The organism is Arthrobacter sp. Z1-9, from assembly GCF_054792695.1.
Window position 1 is genome coordinate 580,085 of record NZ_CP096456.1, and the last position, 24,212, is coordinate 604,296.

A 24,212-nucleotide genomic window follows, 5' to 3' on the forward strand; every position below is an offset into this window, starting at 1 on the left:
TTTTGTTCCTCTTCCTAAGTAAAGGAGGCCTCCGGATCCCGGAGGCACTTCATCCTTCTGCCTCAATAGTAATCATGCTTACTATCTATTTGCCAACCCCGATTTCAAGAAAAGCCGCATTTCAGGGCTGATTAGTGGCCCGTGACGTCCGAATCGTTGCCCGCGTTGGGCCCCTCGTCGAGGATGGCCAATTCCGCTAGATCCTGCGCATCCAGGGTGAAATCAAAGATGTCCAGGTTCTCCCGCATACGCTCCGGATTCGCCGTTTTAGGAACTGTGACAATTCCGTTCTGGACATGCCACCGAAGGACCAGTTGGCCGGGCGTTTTGCCATGCTTTTCGGCCAGTTGCGACAGGATGGGCGCGCCCAACAGGCCGGCGCCATCCCCTCCCAGCGGGCTGTAGGACTGGGTCACAATCCCATGCTTGTCATGGAACTCACGTTCCGCCGTGCGGGTGATGGCGGGATTCAACTGGATCTGGTTCACCGCGGGCACTACCTCTGTCTCCGCCATCAGCCGCTCCAAGTGGGCCGGCTTGAAGTTGGACACCCCGATGGAGCGGACCTTGCCCTCAGCCTGCAGCCGCTCGAAGGTCTTCCAGGTGGAAACGTACTCATTCCGCTGAGGGAGCGGCCAATGGATCAGGAACAGGTCCACATAATCAAGTCCCAGCCGCTTCAGCGCACCCTCCAGCCCCTCCACTGCGCGGTCGTTGCCCTGGAACTGGCCATCAACCTTGGTGGTGATGTACAACTCCTCCCGGTCCACGCCGCTGGCCCGGATACCGTTGCCCACACCCCGTTCGTTGCCGTACTTCACGGCAGTATCGATGTGCCTGTACCCGGCTCCCAAGGACTGCACGACGGCGGTGGCCGCCTGATCGTCGTCCAGCGGCCAGGTGCCAAGACCCACCTGCGGAATTGAGTAGCCGTCGTTGAGCTTGATCAGCGGTGCACGTGTCATTGCAACAGTCTCTCCCTTATGTGCTGCCCGTCCTAGCCCTCGAAGGCCCGCAGGATGTTTTCGGTGTTGTAGGTCAGGGCCACGCGGGCGGTGTCGGATACCTTGTCCGGGCCCTTGTGCTGGCCCAGGAAGTCCACGAAGCGCTGCAGTGCCTGAGCGGCCTTGGCGGCGTTGCCGTCCGCAACCGCCTTCGCCGCCTGCTGGATGCTCGCCGTCAGCTGGCTGCCTACCGGCCCTGCCACGTCCCCTGACTCCACCAGGTCTTCCAGTACGTGCTGCAGCGCCTTCACGCTGCCGGGCAGCCATGCCGCCCGCAGGGGCACGTCAGCGAAGTCCATGTCGGAGGCGAGGTAGAAGTCCGTGTAGGAGGGCTGGTTGTAGGAGGTGTTCTGCCGGGCAACTTCTGCGCGGTACTGGGGATCGTGCATCAGCGTGTAGAGCTTGTGGTTGGTTACTTCGGTGCTGAGGTACATCCGCAGGGCCGAGCTGTCCGCGGTCCTTACCAGCAGTTCTTCCCGCCAGTCACCCACTACGTCCGCCACCAAGCTCGGGTTGCCCTTGGTGCCGTTGTTCGTGCGGGTGCCTGTCGCGGTCAGGAGCCGGCCGTGCTTCCAGTCATCAATGCTCGGCGTCTGCTCGGCGGTGCCGTTGACGAGCTGTGTGGTCATGTCCGCGGCCCATTTGATACTCATGTTGGTGCCGGGTCCCGTGGAAGAGAGCTTGCGGCCGTCGGCCGACTGCATGCCGATGGCCCAGTTCTCGATGCCCGGGACGGTCTTGTCCACGTCGCCGATCATGCCGCGGCCGGTGTCCTTGCCGGAGTAGGCGCCGAACAGGACCTCCCCGGTGGCGGCGTCGCGCATTGCATAGCCGTAGGGGGCAAAGGTGCCGCCCTCGTGCACGCTGAAGATCTCCTTGCCCGGACGGGCGGGGTCAATGTCGGTGACGTGCATGGCGTCGCCGTGGCCCAGGCGGGCTTCCTCGCCTGGCGTTGCGCTGCCGGTCGGCATGGTGTCGAAGGAGCTGTAGAGAAGCGACCCGTCGTCGTCGATCGTGGCGGAGCCGTAGACGATCTCCTGCTTGCCGTCGCCGTCCACGTCCGAGGCACTCAGGGAGTGGAAGCCCTGCGTGGTGAGCGTCCCAAACTCGGGGTCCGTGCCGTTACGTCCGTGCAGGCCGTCGTTGAACGGGTTGGTCATGGGGGTCCAGCCGGAGTCCACGTTCCATACGGGGGAGAGGTTGGAGCCGTCCCAGGTGTAGGCAGCCAGCGTGCTGCGCGTGTAGTAGCCACGGGCGAACACGGCTGCCGGCTTCTTGCCGTCCAGGTAAGCGACGCCGGCGAGGAACCGGTCCACGCGGTTGCCAGGTTCGATGCGGGCCATGGCGTAATCGCCCCACATCAGGCCGTCGTCGTGCCTGCCGGGCTCGTAGGCGACCGTCTTCAACTCCTTGCCGGTGGCGCCCTCAAAGACGGTGAGGTACTCCGGGCCGGAGACGATGAAGCCCTCGAAGCCGCGCAGGTTGTTCCGGGCGCTCCGGGAGGGCGCGTAAACGTCCATGAAGTAGTCGGCCAGGGCCTCGGCGTCCGCCTGGGACAGGGGGTACTGGTACTTCGGGGCGATCCCAAACGCTTCCTCCAGGGTGGCTGGCCAGTTGCCGGCCTTCACTTCCGGATGTTCGGTCCAGCCCTGGAACGTCTTCACCATGTGCTGGTAGTAGTCCGCGGCGCTCATCCGGTAGTCGTCAGTATTGGCGTAGCCGGCGTTGATGTCGGACTGCAGCAGCGTGATGAAGGCTGAAGAGGCAACGCTTCCGTCGGCGTTGAAGTTGGTGCTCTTGGCTCCCGGGGCGGTCTTCATCATCATCTCCGCGCGGCCGTCGCCGTCGAAATCGTTGACCAGGAGCTGGGTGTAGTGGGCGCCCGAGCGGATGTTCACGCCGAGGTCGATCCGGTGGAGGAGGGTGCCGTCAGCCTTGTACGTGTCCACGTAGGTGTTCCCGGTGTAGCCCACCTGGGAGACGTCCTTGGAGTTGTTGGGATCCCACTTGACGATGAACTCGTACTGGCCGTCGCCGTCCACATCGCCGATCGACGCGTCGTTCGCGGCGTATGTGTACGCCTGGCCCGTGGGGGTGACGCCGTCGGCGGGCTTCTTGAGCGGGATGTCCTTGAAGTTGCCGCCCCAGGAGGTGGCGGTGGCGCTGCGGTCGAGTTCAACGCCGCCGACGACGGCCCGCACCTGGTATCCCGACGCGGTTGTCCCAGCGGGGTCGAGGAAGTTGGTGCTGTCCGTGACCGTGGCCAGCTTCTGGCCGTCACGGTAAACGTTGAAGTCCGTGCCGGTAAGGCCCGTAGCCGAGGATCCGGTAGCTTCGTGCCCCAGGAGGCGCCAGCTCAGGAAGACACCCTCGGAAGTTTTGGCGGCCACCAGGCCGCGGTCAAGGTGGTCAAGCTGGACGCCGGGGGTGCCGGGCTTGGGGGAACGTTCGACGGCGGATGCCGGGGCGGAGAGGCAGCCGAAGGTGAGGGCAAGGCCCAAAGCACCTGCTGAAAGGAGGCGGGCAGAGTTCCTGCTCGGATTCATCGGTGAATCCTTTCAATTTGAGATTGGGAAAACGCTTCCCCAGTAACCTAGTGGTGCGTGATAGGTTAAACAAGCCCTTGCGGCGCGCTCGGAAAGCGGCTATTTAGAACGTTGTAGAAGCCCCGCCCCGGAAAAGCCGGGCGAGGCCTCATGGAGGGTCAGGCGCCGCGGCGGGCCCAGTCGGTCAACCGGTCACTGAGGTCCATAAACTGCTGGTTAACAACCTGTAGTCCGGGGTTGGCGTCGTACCAGTCCACAATTTCCCGGGCTCCGTCAGCAAACGGGATGGTGGCGCAGTAGTCCGGCACCAGGGACTTGATCTTGGTGTTGTCGAAAATTACAGAGTGGGAGCGGTCGCCCAGCAGGTTGGGTCCAAGTTCGTCACTGTGCGCAGCAATGGTTTCAGAAGCCACGTGCACCAGCTCCGGCTCCGGCACGCCTGCCGCCCGGGCAAACAGCTGGTAGATCTGGTTCCAGGGCAGGTATTCATTAGAGGTGATGGTGTAGCTTTCGCCAATCGCCTGGGGCCGGCCCAGCAGTCCCACGAAGGCCTTGGCGAAGTCCCTGCTGTGGGTGAGGGTCCAGAGCGAGGTGCCGTCACCATGCACCATGACCGGCAGCCCGGCACGCATCCGGTGGATGTCGGTCCAGCCACCCACCATGGCGATCTTGGTGCGGTCGTAGGTATGCGAGGGTCGCACCACGGTCAGCGGGAAGTCCTGTTCCCGGTACGCCTCGTAGAACAGCTCCTCGCAGGCAATCTTGTCCCGCGAGTACTGCCAAAACGGATTTTTCAGCGGCGTGGACTCGCGGATGGGCAGGCGCGTTGGCGGCTTTTGGTACGCGGACGCGGAGCTGATGAACACATACTGGCCAGTGCGGCCGGCGAACAGGTCGAGACTGGCCTTGGCCTGGTCCGGCTTGTAGGTGATGAAGTCTGCGACAGCATCGAACTCGCGTCCCGCCAGCGCTTCCCGGACTGCGGAGACGTCCCGAACGTCCGCGCGCAACGTCTCCACCCCTTCCGGGACCGGCCTCGTGGACCGGCCCCGGTTGAGGATTGTCAGCCGGTGCCCCAGCGCGACGGCGCGTTCGGCCGCCGTCGCGCTGATGACCCCGGTGCCGCCGATAAAGAGAATGCTCCTTGGCGCCACCGTATCGGCTTCGCGAACGAGTGGGTTCACCACGCGTAGTCTTCCGGCGCGGTCCGGTGGCCGGGGAAGATGTCGTCGAGCCGCTTGAGCGCATCGGCGTCGAGGGTGACGTTTGAAGCGCGGATGGCGGCGTCGAGCTGTTCCTGGGTCCTGGGCCCGATGATGGGCGCCGTAACGGCGGGCTGGTGCAGCAGCCAGGCGAGGGCGACGTCGCCGGGCTCCTGGCCCAGTTCCTCCGCGAAGTCCTCGTACTGCTGGATCTGGTCCTGGTGCTTCTTCAAAGTCTCGGCTGCCCGGCCCTCGGTCCGGCGGACGCCCTGCCGTTCCTTCTTCAGCACCCCGCCCAGCAGTCCGCCCTGCAGCGGGGACCAAGGGATGAGCCCCAGCCCGTATTGCTGGGCTGCCGGGATAACTTCCAGCTCCACCTGGCGCATAAAGAGGTTGTAGATGGACTGCTCGCTGACCAGGCCCGTGTAGTTGCGCCGCCGCGCGGCCTCCTGCGCCTGGGCGATGTGCCAGCCGGCGAAGTTGCTGCTGCCCGAATACAGGATTTTGCCCTGCTGGACCGCAACTTCGATGGCCTGCCAGATCTCGTCCCACGGGGTGTCCCGGTCGATGTGGTGGAACTGGTAGATGTCGATGTAGTCCGTCTGCAGGCGCTTCAGGCTCGCGTCCAGTGCGCGGCGGATGTTCAGCGCAGACAGCTTTGACTCATTGGGCCGGTCCGTCATGGTTCCGTAAAGCTTTGTGGCCAGCACCGTGTGCTCGCGGCGCTCGCCGCCCTTGGCAAACCAGCGGCCGATGATCTCTTCGGTCCAGCCGCGGTGCCCGGCTCCGCCATACACGTTGGCAGTGTCAAAAAAGTTAATGCCGTGGTCCAGTGCGGAGTCCATAATGCTGTGGGCATCCGCCTCCTCTGTCTGCGGGCCAAAGTTCATGGTGCCCAGGCAAAGACGGGAAACCTTCAGGCCGGAACGGCCAAGATGGGTGTACTGCATGGGTGAATCCTTTCGTGGCAGAGCCTGTCGGGCCCTTGCTGCAGCTGGGTGGGGTGCAGCTGGGTGGGCTGCAGCCGGCTGGGCTACATCTGGGTGAAGGAGGCGACAGCGGGGTCTGACCCGAGGCGCGCTCCTGACTCGAGGGCGGTGATCGCGGCCAGCTCCTCGTCGGAAAGGGTGAGGGCTGAGGCGGCGAAATTTTCCCGGATCCGGGCCGCCTTGCTGGACTTGGGGATCACGATGTTTCCGGCCGCCAACTGCCAGGCGAGCACCACCTGGGCGGTGGTGGCGTTGTGGGCGTTGGCGATGGCTGTGACGGCATTACCGTTCAGGTCGGCGCCCCGTCCCAGCGGGCTGTAGGCTTCCACGGCGATTCCCAGGCGCCGGCACTTGTCCGCCAGTTCCGCCTGCTGGTAGCTGGGGTGGAGCTCAATCTGGTTCACGGCCGGGACAATTTCCGCGGACTCCAGCAGGTCGTCCAAGTGGTCGGCAAGGAAGTTCGACACTCCGATGGCGCGGATCTGGTTGTTTTCGTACAGCCGCTCCATCTCCTTCCAGGCCTGGACATACAGCCCCTGCGAGGGCACCGGCCAGTGGATGAGGTACAGGTCGACGTAGTCCAGGCCCAGCGCTAAACGGCTGTTCTGGAACGCTTCCTGTGCCCGGTCCTGCTCGCCGTTCCGGAGCTTGGTGGTCACAAAGATGTCCTCGCGGGGGATGCCGGTGGCCGCGATGGCAGCTCCGACGCCGGCCTCGTTGCGGTAGGCGGCAGCGGTGTCAATGTGGCGATATCCGGCCTCGAGCGCGTCCTCCACAGTCCGCTGGGTGTCTTCCGGCGGTACCTGGAAAACACCGAAACCAAGCTGTGGGATGGTGACGCCGTTGTTCAGTGTCAGCTCTGACATAGTGGGGCTCCTTGGAAGGTGCGGGTGTGGGTGCCGGTGGCTCGATGCCGAGAAAGCGGTTTCCGCTGGCTCGTTACTGAGCCTATGCACTTTTGGCTCCGATGTCAGTAAGCAAGGCTGATCTTATTTTTCCTAGGACTGCCAGTCCTACCTTCGTTGTAGAAGATGCCGGACAGCGCGGGTCACAATGGTTTGCATGGGTCAAAGTGCCGAGTTCGGAAAATTCCTCAAAGCCATGCGGTCCCGGCTGAGCCCCGAGGATGCAGGGGCAGGGCCCACCTCCGGGGCCCGGAGGGTGCCCGGACTTCGGCGCGAGGAAGTGGCAAGGCTGGCGGGAGTCAGTACCGATTACTACGTCCGCCTGGAACAGGGCCGGAACATCCACCCCTCGCGCACAGTGCTGGACGCCGTGTCCCGGGCGCTCCGCCTCAGCAGCAGCGAGCATGAGCACATGATGGATCTCCTGGAGAACTGCGCTGCGAACCCGCGGCCAGCCGGGCAAGCGGCGCAGGCGGTCCGGCCGACACTTCGCCACCTCATGGAAGCGGTGGGCGACGTTCCGGCGATGGTGCTGGGGCGCCGGAACGACGTGCTGGCCGGAAATCGTCTGGCTTTCCAGCTCTTCACCGATTTTCCGGCGCTCCCGGTGGCGGAAAGGAACCTGACCCGCTGGCTCATCCTCGAGCCCACAGCCCGGGAGCTGTTCCGCGACTGGAAGACAGTGGCTGCCGAAGCCGCCGGGGCCCTTCGCCTCGACGTGGGCCGGCATCCAAACGACGCCCAGGCCAACCAGCTCGTGGGGGAACTGGCCGTCAACAGCGAGCATTTCCGGCAATGGTGGGCGGGACACCGGGTGGCCACCAGGTCGGCAGGGACCGTCCGCCTGCGCCATCCCGCCGTGGGGGACCTGGAACTGAACTTCGAGAACCTTGTCCTCCCGGAGGACCCCGACCAGACGCTCAGGGTCTATTCCGCCCGGCCGGGGTCGCCGTCGGCCGATGCCCTTGCCTTGCTGGGCAGCCTTGGCGCGGTGGCGAATGCGGAGCAGCCGCGTAACTCCGTGGCAGGTGCCCCGGCAGCCGTTGCGGAAGGCGGCAACTAGCGGCTGCCTGTGCCGCCGCCGCTGTACATTTGGCCAGCCGGACGGGCGGATTCTGGCCACGAGCCCATTGGGCCGGAGACGAAGCCTTCCTAGGCTGGAGGAACAAGTTCTTACTCCAAGGATGGTCTCAAAGATGAAACGCATCGCCCTGCTTAAGGAACGCCAGGCTGCTGCCGCCGTCGGTGCTCCCTCTACCGCAACGGGTTCGCATTGCCCGGTGTCCGGCCTCTGGAGCCCGGACCAGGACCCGCACACGGTCCTGTCCTTCTTCGAAGGTCACGTGTTCCCGGCGTTCGACGGCGTCCCCACCGTGTGGCGACGGCGCTCGGCAGGTGCAGTTTCGGCTAATTAGCCTGTAGTTAAAACCCAAACTGGCCCGCAGGCGGCGTCGCGAAAAAGGTTCTTCGCGACGCTGGCTGCGGGCCAGTTGGCTTGATTACTGTTCTTCCAGCCGGAAACCGAGCTTCATGGTGACCTGCCAGTCAGCGATTTTGCCCTCTTCCAGGTGGCCCCGGATTTCCTTGACCTCGAACCAGTCAAGGTTGCGGAGGGTCTGCGATGCCTTGGCGATTCCGTTCCGGACGGCGTCGTCCACTCCCTGATCCGACGTGCCGACAATTTCAGAAATGCTGTACGTGTGGTTGGACAACTTCGCTCCTCGTGATCAACGGTGCTCCCGGTTGCGGGCGGTCCTTGAAGACTAGTGGCACTTCCGGAGCCTTGACCAGCCTTTATTCACCCGGCCTTCCGGACGTGCCGTTGGGCCGTTCCCGGATAAGGAACGGCCCAGCGCCTGACGAATCAGCGGAGGAGGCCGCGTCCCTGGCTCCGGAGGTATCGGGCCTGCCCGGACCTCATCTGCCCATTGAACCTGCGCCGGCCGCAAAAAACCGGGTTGAGCGCGGATGTTCAGTGACGATGCGTACGGAGAAGGTGGTTGCTGTTGCTTGCAGCCCTGGGCTACTTCAGCCCGGTGGTGGCGATTCCGTTGATGAGGTATTTCTGGCCGGCGATGAAGAAACCGATGATGGGTGCGATGGATACGACGGACATGGCGAACATTGGCCCCCACATGCTTTGGCCTTCGGAATCCATAAAGGCCCGTAGCGCCAGCGGTACTGTGTACAGGTCCTGGTTCTGGATGTAGAGCAGGGGGCCAAAGAACTCGTTCCAGGTGGAGATGAACGTAAAGATGGCCGTGGTGGCCATCGCCGGAACACACAGCGGCAGGATGACGCGCAGGAACGTCCGGAAGGGGCCGCACCCGTCGATCTGGGCGGCGTCGTCCAGCTCCTTGGGGAGGGCCTTCATGAACTGAACCATAAGGAAGATGAAGAATGCGTTCGTTGCCATGAAGTTCGGCACGATCAGGGGCAGGTAGGTATCCAGCCATCCCAGTTGCGAGAAGATGATGTACTGCGGCACCAGGAGCACGTGGCCCGGCAGCATCAGGGTTCCCAGCATCAGGGCGAAAAAGAGCTTCCGGCCGGTGAACTCCATCCGGGCGAAGGCGTAGGCAGCCAGGGCGCAGGAGAAGATGTTGCCCACGATGGAGAAGACCACCACGATCAGGGAGTTGATCAAGTAGACGTGGAAGGGCTGGTTCAGCGCCGTCCAGCCCTGCTCGTAGTTGCTGAAGTCCCAGTTTTCCGGCCATAGTCCGAGCTGCCGGAAGATGTCGTTGCTGGGCTTGAACGAGCTGGAGACGAGCCACAACAGCGGGTACAGCATCACCAGGCCAACCAGGCACAGGATCAGGTGCCGTGAGAAGCGTGTACCGGTGGTCCCGGTGAGCGCGTCCTCTGCGGGAACGTCCTTCTTTTGCTTGTTCTTGAGGGGTAGTTCGAGGAGAGCCATAGCGGTGCCTTAATTGTCGTAGAAGACCCAGAACTTGGATGCAATGAAGTTGATGGCCGTGAAAATCGCAATGATCATCAACAGCAGCCATGCCATGGCCGAGGCATACCCCATCTCGAACTCCGTGAAGCCCTTCTGGTACAGGTACAGGTTGTAGAACAGCGTGGAATCCGCCGGTCCGCCGGTGCCGCCGCTCATCACGTAGCCCTGGGTAAAGGTCTGGAAGGATCCGATCAGCTGCATGATGAGGTTGAAGAAGATGATGGGGCTGATCAACGGCAGGGTGATGCTCCGGAACTGCCGCCACCGGGACGCTCCGTCGATGGAGGCGGCCTCGTAGTACATGGCCGGCACCTGGCGCAGGCCGGCGAGGAAAATTACCATCGGCGAACCAAATGTCCACACGTTCAAAACGATCAGGGTGCTCAACGCGAACTCAGGGTCCGTGACCCATGCCGGGCCCTGGATCCCGAGGAGACCCAGGAAGCCGTTGACGATTCCATCATTGCCGAAGATGTAGCGCCAGAGCATCACAATCGCGACGCTTCCACCGAGCAGGGACGGCAAATAGTAAACGGACCGGTAAATTGCCAGGCCTTGCAGGCCGCGATTCAGTACCAGGGCTATCAGGAGGGCCACGGCCAGGGAGATGGGCACGGAAACGAAGGTGTAGATGAATGTGACCTTCAGCGACTGCAGGAGCCTCGGGTCCTCGAACATTGCCTGGAAGTTTGCCAGTCCCACGAAGTTCGGCTCTGTGAACAGGTTGTAGTCCGTAAACGCGAGGTAAAGGGAGGCGAAGAACGGGATGATCGTAAACAGCATGCCGATGAACCACGGCAGCAGGAAGAGGTAACCGGAACGCTGATTGGTGCGCTTGCCGCGTGCACGGCTGGGTTTCCCGCCCGGCGCGGCCAGGGTGGCGGCCGCGCCGGAGGTTTGCTTGGTCAGCACTGACATGCGTCAGGCTCCTATCTGCGTAACGAAAAATCTGGACGTGGGCCGGCTACTTGTTGATGGCTGCATTGCTCTTCTCGAGGAAGGTTTTTGCTGCATCGGCAGGGGTGACGCGGCCAAACTCGACTTCTGTTGCCAGCTGCTTGAGAGTGTCCGCGACGACACTTGCGCCCTTGGGATAGACGTAGGCCGGGGCGAGGTCGTCCTTCTGGATGTCGGCGACCATTTGCACAAACTTTGTGTCGTCTTCGCCGAGCTTGGGCATTATGGCCTTTGTCACTTCGGGGTTGATGGGAACGCCGCGCTGGGTCAGCGTCTCCGCGGCGCCGTCGACGTCGTTAATCAGGAAGTTCAGCAGCTTCGCCGCTTCCTTCGGGTGCTTGGACTTCGCGGCAATGGACCACAGCATGCTGGGATCGGCCGAGTATCCGCGGCGCTTTTCGGTGGTTTCGCCCGGCATGCGCAGCAGGACCACGTTTCCGCCGGCGGCCTCGTTGTATCCCTTGTAGTTGTTGATCGGGATGATCTGGGAGGCGACGGTGCCCTTGGCCAGGTACGACTGGGCGGGGGAGCCGCCGATCTGCTCGAAGAACCCTGCTGGCGGGTAGCCTCCTGCGGCCCGGAGGTCAACGCTGTACTGGAACCAGTCGCGTATGGTCTCTTCGCTGACACCGAGCTTGTTGTCTTTGGTGTAGAAGTCCTCACCACGCTGCCTTGCGAGGAGGATGGGACCCGTCTCGGTGGCTACGTCATAGCCGGCACCGTAGATTTTGCCGCCGGTTTTCTGCGTGATCTCGGTGGCGAACTTTGCATAGTCTTCCCAGCTCCAGGTCTTGTCATCCGGAATGGTGACTCCGGCCTGGTCGGTAATGGTTTTGTTCACCACCATGCCGATGAGGTTGACTCCGGTGGCCAGGCCGTACAGTTTTCCGTCAACCTCGCCGCGGCTTTGGATTGTGGCGGGGATGTCCTTCAGGTCGATCTCCGGGAAGGATTTCAGGTCGGCGAGGGTGCCCCGCTGTGCGTACTCAAGGAGAGTGCGGTTGGCCATGTTCAGGACGTCAGGCGGGTTTCCGCCGGCGAAGCGGGTAGCCAGTTTGTCGGCGTAGGGGCCGCTGTCCTGGTATTCGCTCTTGACAGTGATGCCGGGGTTCTTCTCCTCGAAGATCTTGATTGCCGCGTCCGTCATCTTGGCCCGGTTGGAGTCACCCCAATAGACGAAGTTCAACTCCACGTTGCCGCCGCCACCGGCAGCAGGTGCCGAACCTCCACCACAGCCGCTCAGCGCCAGGCCGGCGGCCGTAACGGCTGCGCCCAGGACCAACCTGCGGGAGATAGGGGTGCTGACAGTCTTCATCATTGAATGACGCCTCTCTAGGGTTGCCCACTGCTAGCGGGCCTCTAATCGTGAAATAGCTCAGAAAGTTTCTGTGTTGTGCAGCAGCGGAATCTCCGAAAAGATCCAGCCTCAGACGGCCAAAGTGACCAAAACCAAAACTCGGTAAACGATTTCTAGCAAATACCAACTGTGACTGTCAACACAATTTTGAAACCGCAACGCAATAGAAAGCGGAAAGTTTCCATACTTCTTGCCGACTCTTTCTGATCTGGTTATGCTGAACCCCACATCCCTTGAACTGCCCCTACTGGAGGTCGGCGTGGCCCACTACACCCAACCCGCTGAAGCGCCGGGTCCAACCCGGCGGGAACACCCTTCCGCCGTCCACAACACTGCTCTTCGACAGCCGGCCAACCTTGCGCCCCGGCCCTACCTGCACCCGGTACGTTCAGCGGCCGGCGCGGTTGTCACCGATGCTGAACCGGCTGACCACCGGCACCACCTTGGCCTTTCCATCGCCTTCTCCGACGTCAACGGAACCAATTTCTGGGGCGGGTCAACCTATACGGCCGGCAATGGACCCATGCTCCTGGCCAACTACGGAAGGCAGCTTCCGCGAGCCTGGCAGTCAACGCCGGAGGAAGCATCCGGCAACGTCTCCTGGTTGTCCAAGGACGGTGGGGAACTCGCCGTCGAGCAGCGTCGCATCCGGTACTTTCCCCACACGGCACCCGGGACGTGGGGCCTTTCGCTGTCCTCGGTGATTGTCCCCGCGGCAGGCGTGCAGCGGCTGGAGGTATCGTCGTCGGCCGTGAAAGGACGGAAGGGTGCCGGATACGGCGGCATCTTTTGGCGCTTTCCCCACGGCAGCAGCGCGCCGCTTGTCATGTCCAACGCCGGCAGCGGTGCCGATGCTGCCCACGGTTCACTCTCGCCCTGGCTTTCGATCGGCATGGTGATCGATGGCGGACCAGTCAGTGTTGTGCTCGCACAAGAGCCCGGCCAACTGCTTCCGTGGTTCATTCGGGCCGAAGGCTACCTTGGCGCCGGACCGGCCGTGGCATGGGCGGAACCCGCCATCGTGGACCACAGCAACCCGCTCAAACTTGCACTGCACGCCGTTATCCACGACGGCCAGGTGTCCACCGCCGCCCAAGCCTTGGACCTCCTAAGCCAGCACCCCCTCGTAAGCCCCAGCTCTCCCGACAGGACATCATGACTACCCGGATCCCCGCTCCCGCCTACCGCAACCCGATCCTTAACGCCGACTGGCCGGACCCGGATGCGGTGCAGGTGGACGGCGTCTACTACCTCATCGCCTCCAGCTTCAACCGCGTCCCCGGCCTGCCGGTCCTGCGCTCGCGGAACCTCGTGGATTGGGAGCATGCCGGTCACGCCCTCACCGAGCTCCCCCAGACCAGCCACTACTCGCTGGTGCGCCACGGCAGCGGTGTTTGGGCTCCCTCACTCCGGCACCACAACGGGCGCTTCTGGATCTTCTACCCGGATCCGGATCATGGCATCTTCGTCTTGAGCGCCGAAAAGGCTGAGGGCCCATGGACCACTCCGCACCTCCTGTATCCCGGCCGCGGGCTCATCGATCCCTGCCCCTTGTGGGACGACGACGGCCAGGCCTACCTGGTGCACGGCTGGGCCCAAAGCCGGGTGGGCGTGAAGAACCGGCTCACCGTCCACCGCATGAGCCCGGACGCCAGCAGGTTGCTGGACCACGGCACGCATGTGATCAACGGGGCCGACCTCCCGGGCTACAGCACCCTGGAAGGTCCCAAGTTCTACAAGAGGGACGGCTGGTACTGGATCTTCGCCCCGGCGGGCGGGGTGGCCACCGGCTGGCAGTCGGTATTCCGGTCCAGGTCCCCGTTCGGGCCCTACGAGGAGCGGCGCGTCCTTGAGCAGGGACATACCGAGGTCAACGGACCCCACCAGGGCGCCTGGGTCACCAGTCCCCGGGGCGAGGACTGGTTCCTGCACTTCCAGGACCGCGGACCCTACGGCCGGGTGGTGCACCTGCAGCCCATGGGGTGGGGCGAGGATGGCTGGCCCTGGATGGGAGTCCGGAATCCCGACGGCGGACCGGGAACCCCTGTGATGACCCATCCCTACCCCGCGGGTACTGCCGCGGAAAACATTGCACCGCCGGCCAGCGACGACTTCTCGTCACCGCGGTTGGGGCCGCAGTGGCACTGGCAGGCGAATTCGCAGGATGACTGGGCGCACCAGTGCGGGGTTGGGCACCTCGTCCTCAAGCCCAAGGCCAACGATCCGGTAAACCTGCGCGAGCTTCCGAACCTGCTCGGGCAAATCCTGCCCGGAACGCCATCCACGTTCACCACCTCGCTCGAGCTGCAGGACGTCCCGGTGGGAACCCGCGCAGGCGTGGTGGTGCTGGGGCTGAAATACGCCTGGCTGGGCATCGTCAGGACAGCTGAAGGCTATGTCCTTGGTGATGGCACCGGGGGAGAGGGGCCCCACGAGCAGCGGCTGGGCAGGCAACGTGTCCTGCCGGGTTCCCGGATAGAACTGCAGATCCGAACTGACGGCACGCCCCGGTCAACCTTTGCCTGGCGCTCCGGACCCGGGGAACCGTGGGAAGTGCAGGGCTGGAACTTCGACGTAGCGAAAGGCCAGTGGATCGGCGCGGAGCTGGGCCTCTTCGCGGCTTCACCACTGGGTTCGGAAGAGGGCGGCAATGTTATCGTGGGACCCGTGCGTGTGGACGTTGCGCCAGCCCGGCGTCCCACCGCCCCGCAATTCGCCGCCGTAACTAGATGACTCCGAGGACCGCCCCTGTGACCGCCACTCCGCGTCCCAAAATTGCTGACGTCGCGGCCGCAGCAGGCGTCTCCGTGCCTACGGTGTCCAAGGTGCTCAACGGCCGGACCCACGTCTCCGAGGCCACCCGCGCCAGGGTTCAGCAGGCACTCGAGGAGCTTGACTACTCGAAGCGCGCCGCGTCGGTCACCCAGCCGGGAGTCCTGCAGCTGGTGGTTAACAACTTCGACTCTCCCTGGGTCCTGGAGACCATGGCGGGAGTGGAGGCGGCCGCGGACCGGCTGGGGTATGCCGTTGCCTATGCACGCGCTGAGCACGCGACGGCGGAGCGCTGGCGGAAGCTGCGCGAGCCGTCCGTCAACCGGCTCGATGGAGTGCTGCTGCTGGCGCCGCGGAAGGATTCGCGCCTCGTTACTACACTTCGGACGCTGAAGATTCCTGCCGTCGCCATCGACCCCGAAGGAACCGAAGGGCTGGCGATACCCAGCGTCAGCCCGGCGTCGTTCTCCGGTGCCCTGGCCGCAGTGAGCCACCTGCTGGGCCAGGGCCATCGCAGGATTGGCATCATCACCGGCCGCAAGCACAGTCCCGGGCACGGCCGTGCCCGCTACGCAGCCTACGCAGCTGCGCTTCACGAGGCCGGGCTGCCCGTCCTGCCGGAGCTCGTGCAGGACGGCGACTTCAGTATCGAGTCGGGAATGCGGCTGGGCGGGGAGCTGCTGGATCTGTCCCAGCCGCCCACCGCCATCTTTACGGGCAGCGACCTGCAGGCCCTGGGCGTGATGAACGCGGCCGGCCAGCGCTCGCTCCACGTTCCCGAAGACCTGAGCATTGTGGGCTTTGACGATATCGCGCAGGCCGCGTTGACGTCGCCGCCGCTCACCACGGTCCGGCAGCCGCTGGCACAGCTTGCTTCCATGGCAGTGGGGATGTTGACGGAGCAGCAGGACCAGTCCGGCGCCGCCGTTCCCACGGCCCTCGAGGTAGCGACCGAACTCGTGGTCCGGGGAACAACGGCCCCGCCGGCGCGCTAAGCCAGCAATTACTTTGCCTCGAGCACCAGGTTCTTGAGGTCGTCCAGGGTCTGCTGCATGTGGGCGTCCATTGCCTCCCGGGAGCGTGCAGCATCGCGGGATTCCAGCGCTTCGGCAATGTTTTGGTGGTGGCCGATAGCGTGCACCTGGATCTCGGGCACGGCTGACGTTTCGGTCCGCCTCTTTTCCAGGACCCGGTGGAGCGGCTCGAAGAGAACGGCCACAAAGACGTTCTCGGAGGAATGCAGGATCAGGTCGTGGAACGCCAGGTCCGCTTCTACGAAAGCGGCGACGTCGTTCACCTCGTGGGCGGCGCGCATGGCGGCCACGTAGCCGTAGAGGGACTGGATATCGGCGTCGCTGATGCGCCCAGCCGCGAGTTCGCACGCACCGGTCTCCAGCATGCGGCGGAGTTCGATCAGCTGGACTGAAGCCTCCTCTTCATTCTTGCCCTCGGACGCTGCACGCAGCACCGCCTCGAGGGAGGCCCACCGGTTGAGCGGGTTCACAAAAGTGCCGCGGCCGCGCTCGACGCTGAGGATCCGCTGCGCCTCAAGGGTTTTCATTGCCTCGCGGACGGTCATCCGGCTCACTTCGTGCGCGGCGCTGAGTTCGTGCTCGCCCGGAACAGTGGCGCCCGGTGGAAATTCGCCTGCGATGATGCGGTCCAGGAGTTCATCCGCCACCTGGCCTACCAGCGACTTCCTTGCCATGCTGCCCCCGTCGATACCGTTCGTGGATTTGTCAGACAAGTCTACTTGCGCGTCTTTATGTCCTATGCCACACTGGTGTGCAAATGCAAGATGTCAGACATCTTACAGATACCTTTACATCGGATCCGCCCGGATTCATACACAACGGAGTGCACTGTGACGCTTGAAGCAGACGTTCTGGCCGCTTACCCGGCCGAGGTCCGGATTCCCGCCGAACTGGTGGCCAGCACGCTGGCTGCCTCCAACGCGGAAACCCCGCGTGTCCTGGTAGTGCTCGACGACGACCCCACCGGAACGCAGTCCGTGGCAGATCTGCCCGTACTCACCCAGTGGGAGGTGGAGGACTTCATCTGGGCCTTTGGCCAGGCCAAGCCCGCCGTCTACGTCCTCACCAACACCCGCAGCCTGGACCCGGCCGAGGCAGCCGCCCGCAACGAGGAAGTGGTCCGCAACGCCCTCGCCGCTGCCGGGTCACCGGATACCCTGCGGCTCGGGTTTGTCAGCCGCAGTGACTCCACCCTCCGGGGCCACTACCCGCTGGAGCCGGACGTCATTGCCGCCACGGTTGCGGAGGTCAGCGGGGAAAAGACCGACGGCATAGTGCTGGTCCCGGCCTTCCCCGACGCCGGGCGCGTCACCATCGGCGGCGTCCACTACATGCGCGGCACGGGCGACGCGGCCGGAACGCTCACCCCGGTCTCCGACACTGAGTTCGCCAAGGACGCCACCTTCGGCTTCACCACCTCCGTGATGGCCGACTACGTCCAGGAAAAATCCCAGGGCCGCTTCAGCGCGGACTCGGTGATCGTCCTGGACTTGAACATCATCCGCGCCGGCGCCTCGGCCGTAGATGCGGCAGAAGGTGCGAAGATCAGCGCCACAGCGATCGCCGATGCCATCGAAGCAGCCACCGACTCCACCCCGATCGTGGCTGACATCGTCACCGAAAATGACCTTCGGGCGCTGTCCCTCGGGCTGGAAGAAACCGAGCGGCGCGGCAAGAAGCTGCTCTACCGCGTTGGCCCCCCGTTCGGCCGTGCACGGATCGGCCAGGAAATCCGCACCGAACTGAGCGGCGCCGAAGCCTACGCCGGCAACACCCCGTCCGAGGCCGGCGGGCTCATCGTCGTCGGTTCCCATGTAGGCGTCACCACCCGGCAGCTCAAGGCCCTGACCGAACAGCACAGTGCCGCCCGGATCGTCGAGATCGACGTCGAAAAGCTCCTCGGTGCGGAAGCTGATGCCCACCTGGACCAGACCGTGGACACCGTCGTCGACGCCCTCCGCGGCGGCGACGTCATCGTCCACACCAGCCGGCTGCTCATCAAGACCGACGACCCCGCCGAAAGCCTGCGGATCGCACGCACGGTCTCGGCCGCCGTCGTCGCCGTGGTGAACCGGACCCTCAAGACCTTCCCGCCGCGGTTCGTCATCGCCAAGGGCGGCATTACGTCCTCCGATGTTGCCGCGCACGGCCTCGAAATCCGCCACGCGATCGTCCGCGGCCCCATGCTGCCGGGCATCGTCTCGCTCTGGGAGCCGGTGGACGGCCCAGCCAAGGGCATCCCGTACATCGTCTTCGCCGGCAACGTGGGCGACGACCAGTCCCTCGCCGACGTCACCCGCAAGCTCAGCAACACCTTCTAGTCCCCACCGGCTCCCAACCCTCGCAAGTCCGCACCGGCTCCCAACCCTCGCAAGCTCGGGTCGGGGCCCTCGCCGGAGCGGCTCCACGGCCCCTTGCCCTCGCCGGCGTGGGCCCAGCAAATTTCAAGGAGAACACCATGACCAGCAACTACACCGTCACCGTCCTGGGCCTTGGCGCCATGGGCCTGCCCATGGCAACCCGCCTGGCCTCGCAGCTGACTGTCCACGGCTTCGATATCGCAGAACCCCGCCTCAAGCTCGCCAAAGAAGCAGGCATTGCCACCTTCGCCACAGCCCGCGAAGCCGCGAAGGGTGCCGACGCAGTGCTCCTGGCCGTCCGCAACGGCGAGCAGCTCAACGATGTCCTCTTCGGGGAGAACGGCGTGGCCTCTGTGCTCGAGCCGGGCGCCGTCGTCATCCTCGGCAGCACGGTAGGCACCGAGGCCATCCCGGCGACCGTCGCCAAGCTGGCGGAATACGGCGTTGAGCTCGTTGACGCGCCGCTGTCCGGCGGGCCCAAACGTGCCGGCGAAGGCGACCTGCTGATCGTCGTCGGCGCTTCCCCCGAAGCCCGCGAAAAGGCGAACCCCGCCCTTGAACTGCTCGCTTCCACCCTGACCGTTGTGGGCGACAAGCCCGGTGACGGCCAGGCCCTCAAAACCGTCAACCAGCTCCTGTGCGGCGTCCACATTGCCGCCGCCGCTGAGGCCATGGCCCTCGCCGACGCCTTGGGACTGGACCAGGCCAAGACCCTTGCCGCCCTCGAAGCCGGTGCCGCCGGCTCGTTCATGCTGTCCAACCGCGGCCCCCGCATCCTGGAGGCCTACAACGAGGAAGGCGCCGAGGTGCTGAGCCGCCTGGACATCTTCGTCAAGGACATGGGCATCGTGGGCAAAGCCACCCGCGCCGCCGGCCTGGCAGCCCCCGTTGCTGCAGCCGCGGAGCAGCTCTACCTCCTGGGCCAGGCCCAGGGCCTGGCCGCGGCGGATGATTCCGCCGTCATCAAGGTTGTTGCCCCCGCTAAGCGGACCAAGTAGCAAGCCGCCTTCCCGAAAACGTACGACGACGGCGGTCCCCCCTCCGCCGTCGCCGTACCCCAGCTTTGCCCTTAGTGAAAAAACCGGCGCCTGATTGCCCGTCTTCTGGAAGACTGGCTCGTCAAAGGAGACACCCAAAGTGAACCATCTGATGAACCCGCTGATTGTGCGGGCGGCTGACGCTCCAGCCATCAAACCCGCAGTGGACCTCGGCACTCCGCTGCTGCTGACCATCGCCGCGCTCGGCATCGCCGTGCTGCTGGTAATGATCATCCGCTTCAAGATCCAGGCCTTCGTTGCCCTGCTCACCGTCAGCATCATGGTGGCTGTCACCGCGCAGATCCCGCTCAAGGACGTCTTCACCGTTGTTGCCAACGGCGTGGGCAGCACCATGGGCAAAGTGGCACTGCTGATCGCTCTCGGCGCCGTCCTGGGCCGCATGATCGAGGTGTCCGGCGGCGTGCAGTCGCTGGCCGCCCACTTCACCGACAAGCTCGGCGCCAAGCGGGTGGCCGTGGCGCTGACCGCCGTCGGCTTCCTGGTGGCCATCCCCGTGTTCTTCGAAGTCGGCATCATCGTGCTGGTGCCCATCGTCTACGCCTTCGCGAAGATTGCCAACGTGCATCCGGTCAAGTTCGGCCTGCCCATGGCCGGGATCATGCTCGCCATCCACGTGGCCGTCCCGCCGCACCCCGGCATCGTGGCAGGCGCCGGTGTCTTCGGCGCCGACATCGGACTCATCACCCTGATCTCCCTGGCCATCTGTGTTCCCCTGGGCTTCCTCTCCTACTGGGTGGCCAGCATCATGAACCGCAAGGAGTATGAACTCCTCCCGTCGGTCAAGGCGCAGGTCGACGAATTCGGCTCTGACTCCCTGGTCAAGGTAGGCCACGACGGCCCCGGCGCCGCCGCCATCGCACCGCCGCGCCCGGGCCTGATCATCTTCCTCATCGCCGCACCCATCGTGCAGATCCTGCTCGGCACACTGGGCACCCTCACCATCCCCAAGGACAACTCGTGGTACGGCCTGGCCGCGTTCATCGGCAACCCGTTCTTCGCGCTCCTGGTCGCCGTCGCCCTGTCGTTCTTCCTGCTTGCGGTACGCCGCAACTGGTCGCTGAAGGAAACCGGCGAAATCTTCGAAGGCGCCCTGCCTCCCATCGCCTCCATCCTGATGGTGGTCGCCGCCGGCGGTGTGTTCGGTGAAGTCCTTCGCACGTCCGGCATCGGCGCCGCCCTGTCCCAGACCCTGGACCACCTGGGCCTGCCCGTCATCGCCCTGGCCTTCGTGATCTCCCTGGCCCTTCGAGCCGCACAGGGCTCGGCAACCGTTGCCATCGTCACCACCACCGGCCTCCTGACCTCCGCCGTGATGGAAGGCGGCTACACTCCGGCCCAGATCGCGGTGATCGTCATCGCCATCGGCTTCGGTTCGCTGGGCCTGTCCCACGTCACCGACGCCGGGTTCTGGACCGTGGTGCGCTACTACGGCCTCACCGTCTCCGACGGCCTGAAGACCTGGACCGTCCTCACCACCATCCTGGGCCTGGCCGGCTTCGCGCTGACCTTCGTGGCCTGGATCCTGGTAGGAGGCCTGGGCGTCTGATGCGCACCCGACTCGACCACCTGGTCACCTCCGCCCTTCAACAGGGTTCCGCCGTCCCAGCCTTCACCTGCTACGACTTCACCACTGCACTGGCCGTGGTGGCCGCGGCGGAGGAGTCCGGCCGGGGCGTCATCCTCCTCGTGGCACCCAAGACGGCCGCCACCTCCAACGGCCTGCGCCTCATCGGGGCCCTCCGGGGCCTGGCGGACGCAGCGTCGGTGCCCGTAGCAGTGCAGCTTGACCACGCAACGGACCTTCAGGTGATGGCCGACGCCGTCTCGGCAGGGGCGGATTCCGTCCTCGCCGACGGTTCGTCCCTTCCCTACGAGGACAACATCGCACTGGTTGTTGCGGCCCGGGCGCTGCTTGGCCCCGATGTACCGCTGGAAGCCGAACTGGGGGGGCTCGCCGGAGACGAGGACCGGGCCTTTGGTGCGGACCAGTCCGGCGTGGCCGTGGCCGGGCTGACGGATTCGGCCCAGGTGGAGGACTTCGTGTCCCGGACCGGCGCGGAACTGCTGGCGGTCGCCGTCGGGAACGTCCACGGCAAGTACAAGGGCGAGCCGCAGCTGCGCTGGGACGTCCTGCAGGACATCGCGGTGCGGACGCACATTCCGCTGGTCCTGCACGGGGCCTCCGGAATCCCTGCCGACGAGCTGGTGAAGGCGGCGTCCATGAACGTCGGCAAGGTCAATTTCAACACCGAGCTCCGCGCCGGCGTGCTCGCCACCCTGCAGGAGCAGCTGCCGGGCCACCGGTCCGACGGCGAGAACCTGCAGGGGCTCTTGGGCCACTGGAACACCTCCGCGGGCAGCTTCGCCACAACGGCCCTGGGGATGCTCACGCGCTGACGTTCCCAGGAGTTCTTGTCCCGCCATGCAAGGTTGAATTGGCCCTGCAGGGGCCAAAGACTCCGGGAGGGGGAGGCCAGGATCAAGCTATGATCCTGGCCTCCCTTGGTTTAACTCCCGTGGATTCTCCTGAACCCCAAGATATTGAAGGGTACGCCGGGGCATTGCCAGCGGGCTGAAGTAGTGCCAGTGTCGAATCATGACCGAGAATACGATGTCAACCGAGGATAAGTTCGCCCCCGATGTCTCACTGAGGCGCAATGACGCGCATCACCGCTATGAGCTGCACGTGGGCGGCAAGCTCGCCGTCCAGTCCTTCTACCAGGACCTGCCCGGCCATATCGACTTCAGCCATACTGAAACGTCACCGGACTTCGAAGGCCAGGGGTTGGGCAAGGTCCTGGCCCATTTTGCACTCGATGACGTCGTGGCAGCAGGAAAGCGGATCATCCCGCACTGCCCGTTCATTGCTGCCTACCTTCGCAAGCACGAGGGCTACGAGCAGTGCGTCGACTGGCCGGAAGTCCCGGCAAGGAACGGTTCGGGAGCTTAGCGAACCGGCCACTCCAAACGCTATAAATATCCTTCTTCGCGGGAATCCGGCCTGCGCGTTATTGTGCCGCAGCCCCGGGTACCTTTTCTGTGCGCGGTCTTGCAGAGGGGCGCACGCAGTCATATGCGCGCCCCTCCAAGGGAGCATCGCAACCGGGGAAGGAATCCTGGATGAATCACCAAGAACAACCATTCGACGTTGCCGTCATCGGCGGGGGACCGGCGGGGCTGAGTGCAGGTGTTGCCCTGGCCAGGGCGCTGCGCTCCGTAGTGGTAATCGATGCCGGCGGGCAGCGGAACCTGCGGGCAGAAGGAGTACATGGCTTCCTGACCAGGGAGGGAATGAGCCCCAAGGCGCTGCTTGCCGCGGGCGGCGAAGAACTCAAGCACTACGGCGGGGAAAGCCGCCCCGGTTACGTGAAGTCCGCCAGGCGGGACGGGGACAACTTCGTGCTCTCGCTCGACAACGGCACAACCTGCACAGCCCGCCGGCTGTTGATCACCTCAGGAATCGAGGATGAGCTTCCCGACCTGCCGGGATTAACGGAGCGCTGGGGCAGGGACGTGCTCTACTGCCCTTACTGCCACGGCTGGGAGATCAGGAACCAGCCGGTGGGGGTGCTTGCTTCTGATGCCCACGCCGTCCTGCAGGCTCTGACGTTCCGGCAATGGACCCCGGACGTGACCCTCCTGCTCAATGGCGAACTGGCCCTCAGCCCGGGCCAGGCGGAACAGCTGCAAGCGCGGTCCGTCAACGTGGTGGACGGCCGGGTCCGCGGCCTGGTGGTCCAGGACGACAAACTCACGGGGGTCACACTCGACGACGGATCAGCGGTACCGCTGGAGGTGCTGGTGGTCAGCCCGGCCACCATCAGCAAGGCCAACATGCTCCAGGCCCTCGGCCTGGAACCGGATGGCCTGGAAGAAGGGCCGGGGACGCGGCTGGCTACCGATGAGTCGGGGCTGACATCCTGCCCCGGGGTCTGGGCCGCCGGCAACGCCACGGACGTATCGGCCCAGGTGATGACGGCGGCTGCCGCCGGACTGAAAGCGGCGGCGGCCATCAACGCGGACCTGGTGCTGGAAGATACCCGGCGTGCGGTGGAGGCCGCGAGGACCGCCGCAGTCCATTAGCCTTCCGGGTTTGCTGGCTTGGCGGGCGCCCGTACCTCAACGGGCGCCCGGCTGCCCAGCTCGTTGTGCATCAGCTGGAGATTCCCGTCCGCTGACTTCTTCTGGTCAGCTGGCCAGCGCGTGCATGCTGGCAGCCGGGACATCAATGGTGAAACCGCAGGCACAGCGGTACGTCTCCACGGTGGCTGGTGAGGTGCCGGCGCCGACGGGAATGACGTTTGCCCCGTCAACGTGAACGGGCTGGTACAGGGGCAGCGCAGCCGGATCCACCAGCTGCATCGGGGCGCGGCAGTGCATTCTTGAGTTCAGGGTGACCAGCAGCCCCACGTCTACGGGGAGGGTGGAGCTCCATAACGCTTCTGCTCCTGCTTCGGGCTCCGCAGGAGCCACTGGCTGATCTTTCGTAACGCTGGTCATGATGTTCGTCCTTGGGCTTCTTCACGGTACTGCCGGCGTTGGCAGCCCCGCCGCGACTGCTTGCGGAGGTTCACTTACCCCATAACCTAAGCATGCTTACTAATAGTTGGGCAAATCAGCTTGTGATCCAGCGCACGGGCCGCGCCCGTCCGCCGTCGCCTTCGCTAGCCGACGCCGGTTTCCAGGGCGCGGGAAGCGGGGCGTCCTAGCCGCGCCGGCGCTGCCACTGCCACGCGTGCCAAAACAGCAGGCAGATGGCAGCGGCCAGGCCCGTGATGATCGCGTAAGGGGCGAAGGTGAACATCAGGAAAGACGCCGGCATCCCTGAGCTGGTGGGGCCCATCATGGAGTTCGCGCTGAGGAAGAGCAGGGCTCCGCCCCCCATCAGGACGATGGCGAGCAGCCACAGAATCACAATGAACGGGTTCATGGCGGCGGCGGAGCGGTCGCCGGGATAATCCCCCGCTCCGAACCGGGCCGCCTCCGATACCGGGTTTCCGTCCCGGTCCACTTCCCGGAACTCGATCGCATTTCCTGGCTGTTCCATGTTTCCCCCTATGGATTTC

At 64.6% G+C, this 24,212-nt stretch carries 23 protein-coding genes; 11 read left to right on the forward strand and 12 right to left on the reverse strand.

Annotated features, from left to right (window positions below):
• Window positions 1-131: 131 nt before the first annotated feature.
• The 5 genes from M1D93_RS02705 to M1D93_RS02725 form a co-directional block, all read right to left on the reverse strand.
• A complete protein-coding gene (locus tag M1D93_RS02705) occupies window positions 132-965 on the reverse strand; it encodes an aldo/keto reductase (RefSeq protein WP_461173663.1) in 834 nt (277 codons plus the stop codon).
• A 32-nt stretch (window positions 966-997) separates the two neighbouring features.
• Window positions 998-3,550 carry a rhamnogalacturonan lyase gene (locus M1D93_RS02710; RefSeq protein WP_461173664.1) on the reverse strand — a complete coding sequence of 851 codons (2,553 nt, stop codon included), beginning with the start codon at window positions 3,548-3,550 and terminating at the stop codon, window positions 998-1,000.
• Between the two features lie 158 nt (window positions 3,551-3,708).
• Window positions 3,709-4,737 (reverse strand): SDR family oxidoreductase, encoded by a 1,029-nt coding sequence (locus M1D93_RS02715; RefSeq protein ID WP_461173665.1) that lies wholly within the window; start codon window positions 4,735-4,737, stop codon window positions 3,709-3,711.
• The gene (locus M1D93_RS02720; RefSeq protein WP_461173666.1) at window positions 4,731-5,702 is read right to left on the reverse strand and encodes an aldo/keto reductase; all 972 of its coding nucleotides are present in this window, start codon (window positions 5,700-5,702) and stop codon (window positions 4,731-4,733) included. Before M1D93_RS02720 ends, M1D93_RS02715 begins: the two co-directional genes overlap by 7 nt.
• Window positions 5,703-5,785: 83 nt before the next feature.
• Entirely contained in the window at window positions 5,786-6,607 is an 822-nt protein-coding gene (locus tag M1D93_RS02725; protein ID WP_461173667.1) for an aldo/keto reductase, read from the reverse strand.
• A gap of 196 nt (window positions 6,608-6,803) precedes the next feature.
• Between M1D93_RS02725 and M1D93_RS02730 the strand changes: the two genes are divergently transcribed.
• On the forward strand, window positions 6,804-7,709 hold the full coding sequence (locus M1D93_RS02730; RefSeq protein WP_461173668.1) for a helix-turn-helix domain-containing protein: 906 nt from the start codon (window positions 6,804-6,806) through the stop codon (window positions 7,707-7,709).
• Window positions 7,710-7,842: 133 nt separating this feature from the next.
• Complete coding sequence (locus M1D93_RS02735; protein WP_163161497.1) at window positions 7,843-8,061, forward strand: hypothetical protein; 219 nt, start codon at window positions 7,843-7,845, stop codon at window positions 8,059-8,061.
• Between the two features lie 84 nt (window positions 8,062-8,145).
• Here M1D93_RS02735 and M1D93_RS02740 read toward each other — a convergent pair whose 3' ends face one another.
• The 4 genes from M1D93_RS02740 to M1D93_RS02755 all read right to left on the reverse strand — a co-directional run bounded on the left by M1D93_RS02740 (window position 8,146) and on the right by M1D93_RS02755 (window position 11,883).
• Window positions 8,146-8,358 carry a dodecin gene (locus M1D93_RS02740; RefSeq protein WP_461173669.1) on the reverse strand — a complete coding sequence of 71 codons (213 nt, stop codon included), beginning with the start codon at window positions 8,356-8,358 and terminating at the stop codon, window positions 8,146-8,148.
• Between the two features lie 311 nt (window positions 8,359-8,669).
• Complete coding sequence (locus M1D93_RS02745; protein ID WP_163161505.1) at window positions 8,670-9,566, reverse strand: carbohydrate ABC transporter permease; 897 nt, start codon at window positions 9,564-9,566, stop codon at window positions 8,670-8,672.
• A gap of 9 nt (window positions 9,567-9,575) precedes the next feature.
• On the reverse strand, window positions 9,576-10,526 hold the full coding sequence (locus M1D93_RS02750; protein WP_461173670.1) for a carbohydrate ABC transporter permease: 951 nt from the start codon (window positions 10,524-10,526) through the stop codon (window positions 9,576-9,578).
• Window positions 10,527-10,572: 46 nt separating this feature from the next.
• Window positions 10,573-11,883, reverse strand: coding sequence for an ABC transporter substrate-binding protein (locus M1D93_RS02755; RefSeq protein ID WP_461173671.1), 1,311 nt, complete (start codon window positions 11,881-11,883; stop codon window positions 10,573-10,575).
• A 253-nt stretch (window positions 11,884-12,136) separates the two neighbouring features.
• Between M1D93_RS02755 and M1D93_RS02760 the strand changes: the two genes are divergently transcribed.
• Genes M1D93_RS02760 through M1D93_RS02770 form a run of 3 tightly spaced genes read left to right on the forward strand, consistent with a single transcriptional unit; the run spans window position 12,137 to window position 15,689 of the window.
• Window positions 12,137-13,081, forward strand: a complete 945-nt coding sequence (locus tag M1D93_RS02760) for a DUF6807 family protein (protein ID WP_461173672.1) — start codon at window positions 12,137-12,139, stop codon at window positions 13,079-13,081.
• Entirely contained in the window at window positions 13,078-14,655 is a 1,578-nt protein-coding gene (locus M1D93_RS02765) for a glycoside hydrolase family 43 protein (RefSeq protein WP_461173673.1), read from the forward strand. The genes M1D93_RS02760 and M1D93_RS02765 overlap by 4 nt, the downstream gene beginning before the upstream one ends.
• 17 nt (window positions 14,656-14,672) lie before the next feature.
• On the forward strand, window positions 14,673-15,689 hold the full coding sequence (locus M1D93_RS02770) for a LacI family DNA-binding transcriptional regulator (RefSeq protein WP_461173674.1): 1,017 nt from the start codon (window positions 14,673-14,675) through the stop codon (window positions 15,687-15,689).
• An 8-nt stretch (window positions 15,690-15,697) separates the two neighbouring features.
• On the opposite strand, the gene M1D93_RS02775 is transcribed toward M1D93_RS02770, so the two are convergent.
• Window positions 15,698-16,402 (reverse strand): FadR/GntR family transcriptional regulator, encoded by a 705-nt coding sequence (locus M1D93_RS02775; protein WP_461175098.1) that lies wholly within the window; start codon window positions 16,400-16,402, stop codon window positions 15,698-15,700.
• A 156-nt stretch (window positions 16,403-16,558) separates the two neighbouring features.
• Between M1D93_RS02775 and M1D93_RS02780 the strand changes: the two genes are divergently transcribed.
• From M1D93_RS02780 to M1D93_RS02805, 6 genes are all read left to right on the forward strand, one after another.
• On the forward strand, window positions 16,559-18,049 hold the full coding sequence (locus M1D93_RS02780) for a four-carbon acid sugar kinase family protein (protein WP_461173675.1): 1,491 nt from the start codon (window positions 16,559-16,561) through the stop codon (window positions 18,047-18,049).
• 137 nt (window positions 18,050-18,186) lie between these two features.
• Window positions 18,187-19,086, forward strand: coding sequence for an NAD(P)-dependent oxidoreductase (locus M1D93_RS02785; RefSeq protein ID WP_461173676.1), 900 nt, complete (start codon window positions 18,187-18,189; stop codon window positions 19,084-19,086).
• A gap of 139 nt (window positions 19,087-19,225) precedes the next feature.
• Window positions 19,226-20,692 carry a GntP family transporter gene (locus M1D93_RS02790; RefSeq protein ID WP_461173677.1) on the forward strand — a complete coding sequence of 489 codons (1,467 nt, stop codon included), beginning with the start codon at window positions 19,226-19,228 and terminating at the stop codon, window positions 20,690-20,692.
• Window positions 20,692-21,543: a class II fructose-bisphosphate aldolase gene (locus M1D93_RS02795; protein WP_461173678.1), complete on the forward strand. Its 852-nt coding sequence runs from the start codon at window positions 20,692-20,694 to the stop codon at window positions 21,541-21,543. Before M1D93_RS02790 ends, M1D93_RS02795 begins: the two co-directional genes overlap by 1 nt.
• Window positions 21,544-21,742: 199 nt before the next feature.
• Window positions 21,743-22,096, forward strand: coding sequence for a GNAT family N-acetyltransferase (locus M1D93_RS02800; RefSeq protein ID WP_461173679.1), 354 nt, complete (start codon window positions 21,743-21,745; stop codon window positions 22,094-22,096).
• Window positions 22,097-22,266: 170 nt separating this feature from the next.
• Window positions 22,267-23,229 (forward strand): NAD(P)/FAD-dependent oxidoreductase, encoded by a 963-nt coding sequence (locus M1D93_RS02805; protein WP_461173680.1) that lies wholly within the window; start codon window positions 22,267-22,269, stop codon window positions 23,227-23,229.
• A 105-nt stretch (window positions 23,230-23,334) separates the two neighbouring features.
• Here the strand turns inward: M1D93_RS02805 and M1D93_RS02810 are convergent, their stop codons facing one another.
• Both M1D93_RS02810 and M1D93_RS02815 read right to left on the reverse strand, forming a co-directional pair.
• The gene (locus tag M1D93_RS02810; RefSeq protein ID WP_461173681.1) at window positions 23,335-23,646 is read right to left on the reverse strand and encodes a hypothetical protein; all 312 of its coding nucleotides are present in this window, start codon (window positions 23,644-23,646) and stop codon (window positions 23,335-23,337) included.
• Between the two features lie 205 nt (window positions 23,647-23,851).
• The gene (locus M1D93_RS02815) at window positions 23,852-24,193 is read right to left on the reverse strand and encodes a hypothetical protein (RefSeq protein ID WP_461173682.1); all 342 of its coding nucleotides are present in this window, start codon (window positions 24,191-24,193) and stop codon (window positions 23,852-23,854) included.
• Between the last annotated feature and the right edge of the window lie 19 nt (window positions 24,194-24,212).

Excerpts from the sequence above, each read along its gene's own strand:
- M1D93_RS02705 (WP_461173663.1), bottom strand. The coding sequence starts at position 965 with ATGACACGTGCACCGCTGATCAAGCTCAACGACGGCTACTCAATTCCG.
- M1D93_RS02710 (WP_461173664.1), bottom strand. The coding sequence starts at position 3,550 with ATGAATCCGAGCAGGAACTCTGCCCGCCTCCTTTCAGCAGGTGCTTTG.
- M1D93_RS02720 (WP_461173666.1), bottom strand. The coding sequence starts at position 5,702 with ATGCAGTACACCCATCTTGGCCGTTCCGGCCTGAAGGTTTCCCGTCTT.
- M1D93_RS02725 (WP_461173667.1), bottom strand. The coding sequence starts at position 6,607 with ATGTCAGAGCTGACACTGAACAACGGCGTCACCATCCCACAGCTTGGT.
- M1D93_RS02730 (WP_461173668.1), top strand. The coding sequence starts at position 6,804 with ATGGGTCAAAGTGCCGAGTTCGGAAAATTCCTCAAAGCCATGCGGTCC.
- M1D93_RS02735 (WP_163161497.1), top strand. The coding sequence starts at position 7,843 with ATGAAACGCATCGCCCTGCTTAAGGAACGCCAGGCTGCTGCCGCCGTC.
- M1D93_RS02745 (WP_163161505.1), bottom strand. The coding sequence starts at position 9,566 with ATGGCTCTCCTCGAACTACCCCTCAAGAACAAGCAAAAGAAGGACGTT.
- M1D93_RS02750 (WP_461173670.1), bottom strand. The coding sequence starts at position 10,526 with ATGTCAGTGCTGACCAAGCAAACCTCCGGCGCGGCCGCCACCCTGGCC.
- M1D93_RS02755 (WP_461173671.1), bottom strand. The coding sequence starts at position 11,883 with ATGATGAAGACTGTCAGCACCCCTATCTCCCGCAGGTTGGTCCTGGGC.
- M1D93_RS02760 (WP_461173672.1), top strand. The coding sequence starts at position 12,137 with ATGCTGAACCCCACATCCCTTGAACTGCCCCTACTGGAGGTCGGCGTG.
- M1D93_RS02765 (WP_461173673.1), top strand. The coding sequence starts at position 13,078 with ATGACTACCCGGATCCCCGCTCCCGCCTACCGCAACCCGATCCTTAAC.
- M1D93_RS02775 (WP_461175098.1), bottom strand. The coding sequence starts at position 16,402 with ATGGCAAGGAAGTCGCTGGTAGGCCAGGTGGCGGATGAACTCCTGGAC.
- M1D93_RS02785 (WP_461173676.1), top strand. The coding sequence starts at position 18,187 with ATGACCAGCAACTACACCGTCACCGTCCTGGGCCTTGGCGCCATGGGC.
- M1D93_RS02795 (WP_461173678.1), top strand. The coding sequence starts at position 20,692 with ATGCGCACCCGACTCGACCACCTGGTCACCTCCGCCCTTCAACAGGGT.
- M1D93_RS02800 (WP_461173679.1), top strand. The coding sequence starts at position 21,743 with ATGACCGAGAATACGATGTCAACCGAGGATAAGTTCGCCCCCGATGTC.
- M1D93_RS02805 (WP_461173680.1), top strand. The coding sequence starts at position 22,267 with ATGAATCACCAAGAACAACCATTCGACGTTGCCGTCATCGGCGGGGGA.
- M1D93_RS02810 (WP_461173681.1), bottom strand. The coding sequence starts at position 23,646 with ATGACCAGCGTTACGAAAGATCAGCCAGTGGCTCCTGCGGAGCCCGAA.
- M1D93_RS02815 (WP_461173682.1), bottom strand. The coding sequence starts at position 24,193 with ATGGAACAGCCAGGAAATGCGATCGAGTTCCGGGAAGTGGACCGGGAC.